Raw genomic sequence first — 13,582 nt, forward strand, 5'->3', positions numbered from 1 at the left:
AGCCAAGTGCCTGGTATTTGGCTTCCTTCGGCAGCTGACCATTGACCGTTGACTGTTTTTTCTTTTTCTCCAAAAAAAATTAAAAAACCTGTTGACATTTTGTACCATCTTTTATATAATAACACTCGCAGCGCATGAGCGTCGCAAGAATTCCCCGATAGCTCAATGGTAGAGCACTCGACTGTTAATCGAGTTGTTGTAAGTTCGAGTCTTACTCGGGGAGCCAAGTGGCCGGATGGTCAAGCGGTTAAGACACCGCCCTTTCACGGCGGTATCGGGGGTTCGATTCCCCCTCCGGTCACCACTTCTTTTGGGCGCTTAGCTCAGCTGGGAGAGCGTCTGCCTTACAAGCAGAATGTCAGCAGTTCGATCCTGTTAGCGCCCACCATATTTTTTTTACCTTTTTTTGTTTATAACCAAGTTGGCCTGTACGTGCGACGGGGCGTAGCTCAGTTTGGTAGAGCACCTGCCTTGGGAGCAGGGGGTCGTAGGTTCAAATCCTGTCGCTCCGACCAATTTTTCTCATGCGGGTGTAGCTCAATGGTAGAGCCCTAGCCTTCCAAGCTAGTTACGTGGGTTCGATTCCCATCACCCGCTCCATTTTATTTGGCCCTGTAGCTCAGCTGGATAGAGCAACGGCCTTCTAAGCCGTGTGTCGAGTGTTCGAATCACTCCAGGGTCACCAAGTGAAAGTGCAGAGGATATTGCAGAAATCATGCAGTATCCTCTTTTTTTGTCAGCGGTCAACGGCCGAAGGAAATCAATTTTTGCAAATTGATTTTGAACGAGTACCTCTCAGGCACCTCCCTTTTCCAAATGAAAATAAAAGATTTTCATAAAATATTCATAAACAAATAATAAACTTATACCCCGGATTTTCCTGATGGAAGCAAGTTTGGAAAAAACAACTTAAAACGAATTTTATTTAGACAATCATAACTAAATATGATACAATACAGCTGAATTGCTTTAGGATTGACGCCCTGCCAGATGGATTATGCAACTGAACCGGTCCAGGGAATCCGAAAGAAAGAATCTAAACGGGAGGGGTATTATGAAGAATCAAGAACGCAGAAAGAAAATCCTGGAAATTTTGCGCAGCAGCAATGGCCCGGTGACTGGGGATCAGCTGGCCAAGGACCTGAATGTATCCCGACAGGTGATTGTTCTGGATATGGCTCTCCTGCGGAGCGCCGGTACGGCCATTGTTTCCACCCGGAGGGGGTATCAGATCAACGGCCGGAGCCTGAGCATGGACTTTGAATGCAGATACAAAGCCATGGATACGGACAGCGCCCGGGATGAACTGAACATTGTGGTGGACAACGGGGGCATGATTGCCAGCATTACCCTGGTGCCGGATTTCTGCGGGCCCATCCAGGCGTTCCTGAACCTGAAGAACCGGCGGGATGTGAAGCAGTATCTGGACAATTTCCGAAAATACAACATCCCTCTGATCGCTACCCTTTCCCAGGGGGTCCATACCCTGACCGTGGCCGCGGATTCCCAGGATGAACTGGAAGCCATCCGGGACAGCCTGAAGGAAGGCGGTTTCCTGATTGCGGAAGGGCCGGAAGAAAGCAAATAAAAAGAGGCGCATTTCAGGACGGAAAAGGTTTTTGTCGTGAAATGCGTTTTTTTTGTGTCCTGGCCTCTTTCTTTTCTCGCCAAAAATAGATATAATATCTTTCGACTGAAAACATAGGAATCGCTGATGGCAAGGAGGCTGTATGGATTTGCATGTTGAAACTTCTGCGATAAAAAATGAAAAACTTTCCCCCTATCAGTGGATGGAACGGCACTTTTTTGCCCGGCAGATTCCCCGGGACTGGGCGTCTCTCCTGGATTTGTATCTGAATTTCCACGGCCGTCTGGGCCGGGTGGAGCTGGCCCTCCGGGGGGCTCTCCTGTTGGGTGGGGCCAGCTGCCTGACCTTTTTCCTCATGGGCTGCGTGTTCATCTTCACCCTGTTTGAAAGCGGGGTGGGGGCCATTGCTCTCATGGGCCTGTGGATGCTCACCTATCTGGTGATGTTCCTGTGCGGCCTGTCTCTGTTGGCCCGCCGGTTCCACGATATGGACATGAGCGGCTGGTGGACCCTGCTGTTCCTGGTGCCCATCCTGAACCTGGCCACGTATATTTACCTGATGGTGAAAAAAGGTGACAGCGGAGCCAACCGGTTCGGAGGAGTGCCGGAATAAGGTTCTGCAGCAGGAGCAGCAGAACTGTCAACGGCAGCTGACCGCTGACGATCAGGGGGCATTGCACGTAACGTGCAATGCCCCCTTTTGTGCTATAATAATTACTGATGCAAATGTCAAGCGAGGGGAGCCCTTATGATGCTGGAATTTTTAGAGAGTGAACAAATCAACCCGGAACTGATCCAGGGGATCCGGGCGTACCGGAAGGAATTTCCCACCCCGGAAGACCTGACGGCCCGTGTCCCTGTGCCCCATTTCCATTATTATGGAAAGGATGTGTGGGAAGAGGCCATTGCGGCCCTTCTGTGCGGCCAGAATCTGCTGCTGGCCGGACCCAAGGCCACCGGGAAGAACGTGCTGGCGGAGAACCTGGCAGCGGTGTTCGGCCGTCCCATGTGGAACGTGTCCTTCCACATCAACATGGATGCCACCGGGATGCTGGGCACTGATACCTTCAAAAACGGGGAAGTGGAATTCCGTCCCGGACCGGTGTACCAGTGCGCGGTGAAAGGGGGATTCGGGGTCTTCGATGAAATCAACATGGCCCGGAACGAAGCCATGGCTGTGCTCCATTCTCTGCTGGACTTCCGGCATACGGTGGATATTCCCGGTTATGACCTGCTCCATGCCCACAAGGCCTGCCGGTTCATCGCCACCATGAACTACGGCTATTCCGGTACCCGGGAACTGAACGAAGCCCTGGCTTCCCGGTTTGCGGTGATCCAGCTGCCGCCCATTTCCATGGAATCCCTGGACCGGCTGCTCCAGGACGAATTCCCCAGACTGCGGAAGGAACCCCGGAAGGCCTTCTGTCAGATCTTCAAGGACCTGGAAAAGAAATGCCAGGAAAGCGAAATCTCTGAAAAGGCCCTGGACCTGCGGGGGATGCTGGATGCCATCCACCTGATGGAAGCCGGGCTGGAAGCCCACAAGGCCCTGGATCTGGGAATCGTGAACAAATCCTTTGATGAATATGAACCGGGGCTGATCCGGGACGTGATCAATCTCCACATTCCCGGGAACTATACCAAAAAGGACATTTTCGAGGACTGAGGAACCATGGGAAAACTCAAGTACGATGCCAAACGCCGCCGGGCTTTGAATATCGTATGGGACGTGTCCTGGGACTACCGGTTCGATCCCGATTTCCTGGCCTATACGGAACAGGGTACCCCGGATCTGTATCTGAACGCGGTGGTGGGCTTCACCCGGAAATATTATGATGTGAAGCTGATCCACCAGATGTTCGAGGAAATGGAAGACAGCGCCCTCCGGGATACCTTTACGGACCTGTTCTGGCTGGGACTGGAATACGCCACCTACGCCAAGGAGGCTCCGGTGCGGCCGGTGCTGCCCTATCTCCGGCAGCAGCATGCCAGGGCCTATTTTGACGGCACCAAACTGGACAAAACCGGAGTGGCCCACGAAATGCAGGCGGCACGGTGGCACGAGGTGCTGGGGGAGGGACTGGATCTCCATGACCCCTGGGCCAAGGGGCTCTATGCCAATCTTTGCTTCGATCCGGCCTGGGATACCAAGCAGCTGTGCGACCATTTCCGGAAGATCACCAAAAAGTACTTCGTCTCCCATTTCCTGGTCCGGGAAAGCCTGGAAAAAGTCATCATCAGCAAAGGCCTGGGGGACTTTATCGACTGGCTGCTGCCCCATGTGTTCCGGAAGCAGGAAAGCGTGTTCAATTTTCTCTATTCCAAGAAGCAGGCCATGGACATCCTGGCCGGGAAAAACGCCCACAACGGGCTCATGGCCATTATCACCGGCCAGACGGCGTCGGAAAACTACAACTATATCATCGATTGTTTCGGCGCCAGCATCTACCCGCCCCGGAAAATGCTGGATATTGACCAAGTCTGGTGCAACGGGCCTCATCAGGGGTGCCATCTCCACTTTACCCGGGGCCGGCTGGGGAGCAAAGGGGCCACCGGGGAAGCTTCCCGCTGGCTTGAGGGAGCTCACGCCCAACGGGTGAAGAACCTGGCCTACTACAAGGATCACGGGGAACAGTGCCGGAAGAGCATAGCCCGGCTCACCAGCCAGCTCCGGAGCGTCATGCGCATGGCCCAGACCCGGCTGCCGGTGCCCGCCAAGGAAGGGAAACTGGTACCCGACCTGGTGTGGCGGGCCCTGAAGGTGAATGACAGCCGGGTGTTCTTCGAACGGGAGACCGTCTCCAGCCCGGATTTCACCGTGGATCTGATGCTGGATGCTTCCGCCTCCCGGGGGGAGTATCAGCAGGTAATCGCCTCCCAGGCCTATGTGATCGCCGAAAGTCTCCGCCAGTGCGGGATTCCCTACCAGGTGTATTCCTTCTGCACTCTGCGGAACTATACGGTACTCACCCTGTTCAAGGACTATGCGGACAAGAAGCGGTGCACCAATATCTTCAACTATGTGGCCACCGGGTGGAACCGGGACGGGCTGGCCCTCCGGGGAGCCCGGCAGCTGATGGGGGACTTTACCCAGACCAAAAAGATCCTCATCATGCTCACGGATGCGGAGCCCAACGACGACAAGCCTCTGGTGGGAGACGGGCTGTTCAGCTCTTCGGAATACCGGGATGAAAAAGCCGTGGCCAACACCGCTGACGAAGCCGCCAGCCTCCGCCGGGAAGGGATCCGGATTATCGGGCTCATCAACGGAGAGAATCAGCACATCATGAAAGATGCCCGGAAGATCTTCGGGGAAGACTGTGTGGAAGTCCGGGATCTGGATAAAATGGCCGACAGCGTAGGCAAGATGCTGTGCCGGCAGATCGAGGCGCTGTGAAAAAGGGGGTGTTGCACGTTTTGTGCAGCACCCCTTTTCTGTCGGTACTCAACGGCCGCTGACCGTTGACGGGGATTTGAAAGGGTCCACCCCATTGACAATCCCGCGCCCCCTTGTTACAATGACTCCATACAACCATACAGCCAAAGGCGATGATGGGAAGGAGTACAGCGCCCCTTGCACCGGCAGAGAGGATGCGGGTGGTGGAAGCATCCGGGCAATGCGCTGGAAGTCGTCCTGGAGCCGGCAGGAGGAAAGCCCTGTCCGTCACGGCACGTTACGCCGCTTTAAGGTGCTCAAGCAATTGAGAATGTAGGTGGTACCGCGAACAACTCGTCCTATACAGCAGGACGGGTTTATTTTTTTAAGGAGGCAGAGTTATGGCAGAAGAAAACAACATCCCCAAGGTCTATGATCCGGCTGCGGTGGAGAAGAAATGGTATGCATACTGGATCGATCACGGCTTTTTCCATCAGCCGGTGGACAAGAGCCGGAAACCCTTCAGTGTGGTGATCCCGCCTCCCAACATTACCGGCAAGCTCCACATGGGCCATGCCCTGGACAATACCCTCCAGGACATCCTGGTGCGCTGGCACCGGATGATGGGGGACAACACCTGCTGGCTGCCGGGCTATGACCATGCAGGACTGGCCACCCAGATCAAGGTGGAAGAGGAACTGAAGAAGAAGGAAGGCCTGACCCGGTACGATCTGGGCCGGGAAGAATTCATCAAACGGGTGTGGAAATGGAAGGAAGCCTACGGGGACGAAATCGTCCGGCAGCTGAAGAGCCTGGGGATTTCCTGCGACTGGGACCGGCAGCGGTTCACCATGGACGAAGGCCTGAGCCAGGCGGTCCGGGAAGCCTTTGTGAGCCTTTATGAAAAGGGCCTGATCTACAAGGGCACCCGGATGATCAACTGGTGCGTCAACTGCCGTACGGCTTTGTCCGATGTGGAAGTGGAACACCAGGACGATGCTGGTGCCCTGTGGTACATCAACTATCCCATTGTGGGCGAAAAGGACCAGTACCTGACCATCGCCACCAGCCGTCCGGAAACCATCCCCGGAGATACTGCCGTGGCCGTGAACCCCAAGGATGAACGGTACGGGAAACTGGTGGGGAAGAAGATCGCCCTGCCCACCACCAACCGGGAAATCCCCATTATCGCCGATGAATATGTGGACCTGGAATTCGGTACCGGCGCGGTGAAAATCACCCCGGCCCACGACCCCAACGACTATGAAGTGGGCCAGCGGCACAACCTGGAACAGATCGTGGTCATCGGCCTGGACGGGAAAATGACCAAAGAGGCCGGCAAATACGAAGGGGAAGACCGGTATGAATGCCGGAAGCACATTGTCCAGGATCTGAAGGACATGGGCCTTCTGGTGAAAATCGAAGATGCTCCCCACTCCGTTGGCCACTGCCAGCGCTGCCACCATGTGGTGGAACCCATGGTGTCCACCCAGTGGTTCGTGAAGATGAAACCCCTGGCGGAAGCAGCCATTAAATGCGTCACCGAAGGCCATACGGAATTTGTTCCCAGCCGGTTCACCAAAACCTATCTCCAATGGCTGGAAAACATCCATGATTGGTGCATTTCCCGGCAGATCTGGTGGGGGCACCGGATCCCGGTATGGTACTGCGACGACTGCGGGGAAGTGTCTGCTTCCCGGACGGATCTCACCGCCTGCCCCAAATGCGGCAGCACCCATATCCATCAGGAAGAAGACTGCCTGGACACCTGGTTCAGCTCCGGCCTGTGGCCCTTCTCCACTTTCGGCTGGCCGCAAAAGACGGAAGAACTGGAACACTGGTATCCCACCAGCGTGCTGGTCACCGGCTATGACATCATCTTCTTCTGGGTGGCCCGGATGATCACCATGGGTGAGGAATTCATGGGGAAGGAACCCTTCAAGCACGTGTTCATCCACGGACTGGTTCGGGACGAACAGGGCCGGAAGATGAGCAAATCCCTGGGCAACGGCATCGACCCGGTGGAAGTGGTGAACAAGTACGGAGCGGATACCCTGCGGTTCATGCTGATCACCGGCAATACTCCGGGGAACGACATGCGGTTCTACTGGAACCGGATCGAAAGCACCCGGAATTTTGCCAACAAAATCTGGAACGCCTCCCGGTTCGCTCTCATGAACCTGGACGGTTATGACAAGGATGCGGAAAAAGCACCGCTCACCCTGGCGGACAAATGGATCCTGTCCCGGCTCCAGCACACCATCCGGGATGTATCCAACTACCTGGAAAAATTCGAACTGGGCGAAGCGGGCCGGCTGATCTATGACTTCATCTGGGGCGAAGTGTGCGACTGGTACATCGAACTGGCCAAACCCCGTCTCTACGACCGGGAAAACGCCGCTGCCCGGGCTACGGCCCAGACGGTGCTGTGCCGGGTGCTGGGAGACGCCATGAAGCTGCTCCATCCCTACATGCCTTTCATTACGGAAGAAATCTGGCAGCACCTGCCTCATGAAGGCCAGAGCATCATGATCGCTCCCTGGCCGGTGGCGGATGAAGGGATGATGGACGACACCGTGGAAAAACAGATGACTGCGGTGATGGATGTGATCAAGGCCATCCGGAACATGCGGGCGGAAGTGAACGCGGCTCCCGGCCACAAGGCTCCGGCCACGGTGCTGGTGGATGCCGACCTCCGGGACGTGTTCGCCGCCAACGGGGATTACATCCGGCAGCTGGGCACGGTGGACAACCTGACCCTGGGGGCCATGGATGACGCCGCTCCGGAAAACGCCATGACGGCCGTGGTGAACGGAGCCAAGGTGTACCTGCCTCTCAAGGGCCTTATCGATGTGGACAAGGAACTGGCCCGTCTCCAGAAGGAACTGGACGGAGCCGAAAAGGAAGCCAAACGGGCTGCCGGGAAACTGAGCAACCAGAACTTCCTGGCCAAAGCACCTGCTGAAGTGGTGGAAAAAGAAAAGACCAAACAGACGGAGATCCTGGCGCGGATCGACGGCCTGAAGGAACGGATGGCAACCCTGCGCAGCCTGTAAAAGGGAAAGGAGCAGACTATGGAATATGCGGACGCAGTAGACTATGTAGAAAGCCTGGGCAAGTTCGGCATCCATCTGGGCATGGAACGGATCCAGGGGCTTACAGCCCTTTTGGACCATCCGGAACGGAAGATCCGGACCGTCCATGTGACCGGGACCAACGGCAAAGGCAGTGTCACCACATTTCTGGCCAACATGCTCCAGCAGGCGGGGCTGAAGGTGGGGAGCTACACCTCCCCCCACTTTGTCCGGTACAACGAGCGGATCTGCCTCAACGGGGAAGAGATTTCCAATGAAGACTTTGCCGCGGTAACGGAAAAGACCAAAGCTGCTCTGGACCGGTTCCTGGCCCAGGGAGGAGAACAGCCCACCCAGTTTGAATTCATCACCGCCATGGCCTTCCTGTATTTTGCGGAAAAGCAGGTGGACTGTGCCGTGATCGAAGTGGGCATGGGCGGCCTGTGGGATTCTACCAACATCATTACCCCGGAGGTGTCCGTGATCACCAATGTGACCCTGGAACACACGGAACGGCTGGGGAAGACCATCGAAGCCATTGCCGCCCAGAAGGCGGGAATCATCAAACCGGGGGTGCCGGTGGTGACGGAGGCGGAAGGGAAGGCTCTGGAAGTGATCCGGGGTGCGGCGGAAGCCAACCATGCCCCTCTGTATGTATATGGGGATGATTTTTCCACCGAAGAACTCACCAGTTCCATGGACACCCAGACCTTTTTGTACCGGCTGGGAGAAAAGGAACTGGAAGTGGCCATCCACCTGCCCGGGGAACACCAGATCCTCAACGGGGCGGCGGCCCTTACGGCAGCGGAGATCCTCCGGGACAAGCACGGGGTGCCTGATGAGGCGGCCATGCTCCGGGGGATGGAGGCAGCCCGGTGGCCGGGACGGCTGGAGCGGATCCACCGGAACCCGGACATTATCCTGGACGGGGCCCACAATCCCTCCGGGGTGACGGTGCTCCGGAAGGCTCTGGATGAGTATTATCCCAAAGCCCGGCGGATCTACGTGTTCGGTATGATGGCGGACAAGGACGTGAGCCAGGTATCGGACATCCTGTTCCGTCCGGAAGACACCATCTATACGGTGCTGGCCCATGAGGGAGACCGGTCGGAGAAACCGGAAAAACTGGCCCAGCGGCTCCACAAGAATGCGGTTCCCATGGAGGATCTCACCGCTGCCTACCAACGGGCGGTGTCGGAAGCGGGGCCGGAGGACGTGGTGATCGTCTGTGGGTCCCTGTATCTCATCGGCACCTTCAAGGAACTGGGATTGGACCGGTAAGATCATGGGAAGACCGCAAGGCTGGGGTCTCCCCGCATCCTGGAACCTGAATCAGATTATTTTCGGGGTCCTTTCTCTGCTGTTTTTCATCCTGCCCCTGCATCAGCTGGGGGCGGGAATCGTGTTCAGCATCTGTTTCCTGCTGAACCTGGTGAACATCTGGAAGACCGGGCAGTTCTGGCCGGCCATCCAGATTCCCCGGACCATCAGCCGGCCCCTGTGGGCCCTGTTCATCCTGAGCGGGGTCAGCACCCTGTGGTCGGAAAACCCGGCCGCCTGCGCCCTGAACTGGCTGTGGGTGGTGGGCCAGGAGGCGGGGATCTTCTACCTGGTGCTCCGGTACGCCAGTACCGGCCGCCGGACCCTGTTCCTGACCAAGATCTTCATGATCTCTGCCGGGATCGTGGCGGCCTTCGGCATCTGGCAGTATTTCTTCGGCACCAGTCTCCAGAATATGGAATGGATCGACCACCAGGCTTTCAAGCATCTGTCCCGGCGGGCCATTTCCACCCTGGTGAATCCCAACATCCTGGGCACCTTCCTGGTGTCCACGGTGGCTTACTGTGAAGGGCTTTTCGCTCCTCTGAAGGGAGGAAAGACCCGGTGGGCCCTGGTGGGGATCTTCCTTCTCTCCACCGCCTGCCTGATTTTGACCTTTTCCCGGGGCAACTGGGTGGCCTATTTCTGGGTGCTGTTCATCTTTGCCGGAGCGTTCTATCACAAGGCTTTCCTGCCCTTCATCGGAGGGGGCCTGGGGGTGCTGTACCTGTTCTGGAACCAGCTGGCGGAACGGCTCATGTCCATTTTTTCCGTCCATGACACGTCCGCGGAACTGCGGTTCTTCTACCTGGAAAGCTCCCTGGACATGATCCGGGACCATCCTTTCGGAGTGGGCTGGTATGGATATGGCTATGCCTTCCCGGATTACAACTTCTTCATTTCGGAAGATGTGTTCATGTACCACAGCCATAACCTGTTGCTGAACGTAACGGCAGAACTGGGGATACCAGGGCTGCTGCTGTTTCTCTGTGTGATGGTCCGGCTGTTCCTGCTGGCCCGGGAAATCCGGCACCGGAACCGGACCCTGCCCTGGCTGAGGGGGGTGGCCTGCGGGTACATGGCTTCCCTGGTGGGAATCTTTATCAGCGGCCTTACTGACCATACCCTGTTCAACAGTCAGCTGGGCATGCTGTTCTGGGCAGGGAACGCCATCCTGCTCATTGCGGACCGGCTGAGCGGCGGAAGAGGCGGCCCATCAGGCACCGCATCTTCCTGTGTGGCGTCTGAAGTACGGAACAAGTAGAAGCCAAACGCAGTTAGCCTTTGGCCGGGATGGGAAACGCAGCTGACGCTGCTAACCCACCACCAGCCTTGCGGCTGGTCCCCCGCCCTTGAAAAGGGCGGATATATGCTTGGGCCTTCGGCCCAATGCTTTTGTGGCACGAGAGAGCAGCCTGCGTGATAGTATCCGCCCTTGAAAAGGGCGGATATACGCTTGGGCCTTCGGCCCAATGCTTTTGTGACACGGGAGAGCAGCCTGCGTGATAGTATCCGCCCTTGAAAAGGGCGGATATACGCTTGGGCCTTCGGCCCAATGCTTTTGTGACACGAGAGAGCAGCCTGCGTGATAGTATCCGCCCTTTACAAGGGCGGGGGACCGTTGCGCTTGCGCAATGGTGGTGGGTTAGCAGCCCACTGGCTGCGTTTTTCTTCAAATGAATCTGGCCAAAGGACAGGTTTTAGCCAGTGGTCCGAGCCTTACGACTTGAGACCTTAAAAAGGGGCTGTTGCTCATGCAACAGCCCCTTTTTTTCATAAATATGGTAAAATAGACAAAGAGACAGCGACTGCAGGGGTATATTTTCCTGTTCTTACCAGCTTGCAGACAGTTGTATACGAAAAACATGCAGCACCTATCTTTACAGGAGGCGATGATTTTGAGGAAAATAGAATGTCTGGCTATGATCCTGGCCGGCGGCAAGGGCAGCCGTCTGGGAGTCCTGACCAAAAACGTGGCCAAACCGGCGGTGCTTTTCGGCGCCAAATACCGGATCATTGACTTTACCCTCAGCAACTGCCGGAATTCCGGGATCGGTACCGTGGGGATCCTGACCCAGTACCAGCCTCTGGAACTGAACTGGTACATCGGCAACGGAAGCAGCTGGGACCTGGACAGCGGGGACAGCGGGGGCACCTTTGTGCTGCCTCCCTACATGAACGACAAGGATTCCTCCAACTGGTACCAAGGCACGGCGGATGCCATCTACCAGAACCTGAATTTCCTGGACATGATCGATCCCCAGTATGTACTGATTCTGTCCGGGGACCATATCTATTCCATGGATTACAGCACCATGCTGGCTTTCCACAAAAAGCACCGGGCCAAGGTCACCGTCAGCACCTTCCGGGTACCCCTTTCCGAAGCGTCCCGGTTCGGGATCATGAACGCCAATGAGGATATGAGCATCCGGGAATTCGAGGAAAAACCCGCCCAGCCCAAAAGCAACCTGGCGTCCATGGGCATCTACATTTTCGACAAGGATGTGCTGAAACAGTACCTGATGGAAGATGCGGCTCGGGAGGATTCGGACCATGATTTCGGGAAGAACATCATCCCCCGGTTGCTGGAAGACAAAGTGCCCACCTTCGCCTATCCTTTCGAAGGGTACTGGAAGGATGTGGGGACATTTGAAAGCCTGTGGCAGGCCAATATGGACCTGTTGTCCGACAACCCGCCCATCAGCCTCAACGACCCCGACTGGCGGATCTATTCCGGGAACCAGTCCCTGCCCGCCCACTATGTGGGACCCAATGCCTCGGTGATCAGTTCTCTCACCGGGGAAGGGGCGGTAATCCTGGGGAACGTGTTCCATTCCGTGATTTTCTACAATGTAACGGTGGAAGAAGGGGCCACGGTCACCGATTCGGTGCTGATGCCCGGTACGGTGGTGGAAAAAGGCGCGGTGGTGGACCATGCCATCCTGGGTGAACGGTGCCGGGTACGGGCTGGCGCAGTGATCCGGGGCGCCGCCGGCAGCATCAAAGTGTTCGGCAACGACCATGTGGTCACCGGCAGCGAAGGACTGGAAGCACAGGTCCAGCCGGCAGGCCCCAGCAGAAAGAAGGACGGGAAAGGAGCGGTGGTCAATGGATAACAACATCATCGGGCTCATCAATCTTCAGGGGCCCAATTACATGGCGGAACTGAGCAGGAAACGGCCCATGGCTTCTGAACCTTTTGCCGGGAAATACCGGCTCATCGATTTTGCCCTGTCCACCATGGTCAACGCCGGGGTGGACACGGTGGGGCTGCTGCTGCCCTTCCACAGCCGTTCCGTACTGGACCATGTCCGGTCCGGTAAGGACTGGAGCCTGGCCCGGAAACAGCACGGTCTGTTCTACCTGCCGGTGGACGAGGCCCGGGAAGTGACCAATCCTCAGACCGGGGACATCCGGACTTATTACAAGAATCTGAGGTTCGTGGAACGGGAACGGAACCACTACCTGCTCCTTTCCGGCTGCGATGTGGTCCACAACATCGACTACAACCAGCTGCTCCACTATCACCGGAACCGGAATGCGGATGTGACATTGGTGTACAAGACCCTGGAAGCGGACTGTGAAGGGGACGGATATGTGGTATCCGTCAACGAAAGCGGCCATGTGACCAAACTGGTGAAATCAGAAACCCTGAAGAAGGGGGACAAAATATACCTGGGGAGCATGCTCCTGGACGGGGGGCTGTTCGTGGCCATGGTCCGCAGGGCCTTTGCCCAGGATCCCAACCAGTATCTTATGGACGTGATGGCCCGGAACGTGTCCCATCCCGGAATCTACGGCTATGAATACCGGGGTTATGCCAAACGGATCCATTCTCTTAAAAGCTATTACGAAGCCAATATGGACATGCTGAACCTGGACAACTGGAAGGCCGTGTACCGGCCGGACCGGAAAATCTACACCAAGGTGAAGGATGAGGCTCCGGCCAAATACATGGCGGATGCCAAAGTCACCAACTCCCTGGTGGGGGACGGATGTGTCATCGAAGGCACCGTGGAAAACTCCATCCTGTTCCGCCGGGTGCGGGTGGGACGGAATGCGGTGGTGAAGAATTCCATCATCATGCAGAACACGGTGATCGGCGAAGAAGCCCGGGTGGACCGGGTAATCTGCGACAAGAACCAGGAAGTCCAGCCGGAAGCGTTTCTCAACGGAAAGCCGGATGCGCCCCTGTGCGTGATCCAGTATGATATCCTCTGACCT

At 56.5% G+C, this 13,582-nt stretch carries 9 protein-coding genes, 6 tRNA genes and 1 other annotated feature; all 15 genes read left to right on the top strand.

The features are described 5' to 3' along the window. Window positions 1–151: 151 nt before the first annotated feature. The 15 genes from FX155_RS02490 to glgD all read left to right on the top strand — a co-directional run bounded on the left by FX155_RS02490 (window position 152) and on the right by glgD (window position 13,579). Window positions 152–226, top strand: a tRNA-Asn gene (locus FX155_RS02490). Between the two features lie 3 nt (window positions 227–229). Beyond that, window positions 230–304, top strand: a tRNA-Glu gene (locus tag FX155_RS02495). Between the two features lie 8 nt (window positions 305–312). Further along, window positions 313–388: transfer RNA gene (locus FX155_RS02500), tRNA-Val, on the top strand. Window positions 389–438: 50 nt separating this feature from the next. Beyond that, window positions 439–515: transfer RNA gene (locus FX155_RS02505), tRNA-Pro, on the top strand. Window positions 516–526: 11 nt separating this feature from the next. Further along, window positions 527–600 (top strand) — tRNA-Gly (locus tag FX155_RS02510). 8 nt (window positions 601–608) lie between these two features. After that, window positions 609–685: transfer RNA gene (locus FX155_RS02515), tRNA-Arg, on the top strand. A 369-nt stretch (window positions 686–1,054) separates the two neighbouring features. Continuing rightward, on the top strand, window positions 1,055–1,588 hold the full coding sequence (locus tag FX155_RS02520) for a transcription repressor NadR (protein WP_022487195.1): 534 nt from the start codon (window positions 1,055–1,057) through the stop codon (window positions 1,586–1,588). A 142-nt stretch (window positions 1,589–1,730) separates the two neighbouring features. Beyond that, window positions 1,731–2,201 carry a DUF805 domain-containing protein gene (locus FX155_RS02525; protein WP_022487196.1) on the top strand — a complete coding sequence of 157 codons (471 nt, stop codon included), beginning with the start codon at window positions 1,731–1,733 and terminating at the stop codon, window positions 2,199–2,201. Between the two features lie 135 nt (window positions 2,202–2,336). Continuing rightward, window positions 2,337–3,254: an AAA family ATPase gene (locus tag FX155_RS02530; RefSeq protein WP_022487197.1), complete on the top strand. Its 918-nt coding sequence runs from the start codon at window positions 2,337–2,339 to the stop codon at window positions 3,252–3,254. 6 nt (window positions 3,255–3,260) lie between these two features. Further along, window positions 3,261–4,985, top strand: a complete 1,725-nt coding sequence (locus FX155_RS02535) for a hypothetical protein (RefSeq protein ID WP_154487720.1) — start codon at window positions 3,261–3,263, stop codon at window positions 4,983–4,985. 143 nt (window positions 4,986–5,128) lie between these two features. After that, window positions 5,129–5,329: a binding site (T-box leader), on the top strand. Between the two features lie 36 nt (window positions 5,330–5,365). Beyond that, complete coding sequence (locus FX155_RS02540) at window positions 5,366–8,020, top strand: valine--tRNA ligase (protein ID WP_154487721.1); 2,655 nt, start codon at window positions 5,366–5,368, stop codon at window positions 8,018–8,020. Window positions 8,021–8,038: 18 nt separating this feature from the next. Further along, complete coding sequence (locus FX155_RS02545) at window positions 8,039–9,319, top strand: bifunctional folylpolyglutamate synthase/dihydrofolate synthase (RefSeq protein WP_022487200.1); 1,281 nt, start codon at window positions 8,039–8,041, stop codon at window positions 9,317–9,319. A 4-nt stretch (window positions 9,320–9,323) separates the two neighbouring features. Further along, entirely contained in the window at window positions 9,324–10,622 is a 1,299-nt protein-coding gene (locus tag FX155_RS02550; protein WP_154487722.1) for an O-antigen ligase family protein, read from the top strand. Window positions 10,623–11,256: 634 nt separating this feature from the next. Continuing rightward, complete coding sequence (locus tag FX155_RS02555; protein WP_022486967.1) at window positions 11,257–12,474, top strand: glucose-1-phosphate adenylyltransferase; 1,218 nt, start codon at window positions 11,257–11,259, stop codon at window positions 12,472–12,474. Continuing rightward, the gene (gene glgD, locus FX155_RS02560; RefSeq protein WP_022486966.1) at window positions 12,467–13,579 is read left to right on the top strand and encodes a glucose-1-phosphate adenylyltransferase subunit GlgD; all 1,113 of its coding nucleotides are present in this window, start codon (window positions 12,467–12,469) and stop codon (window positions 13,577–13,579) included. The genes FX155_RS02555 and glgD overlap by 8 nt, the downstream gene beginning before the upstream one ends. The last annotated feature ends 3 nt before the right edge of the window (window positions 13,580–13,582 follow it).

Origin of the sequence: Acidaminococcus fermentans, assembly GCF_009696675.1 — a bacterium.
Taxonomy (GTDB): Bacteria; Bacillota; Negativicutes; order Acidaminococcales; family Acidaminococcaceae; genus Acidaminococcus.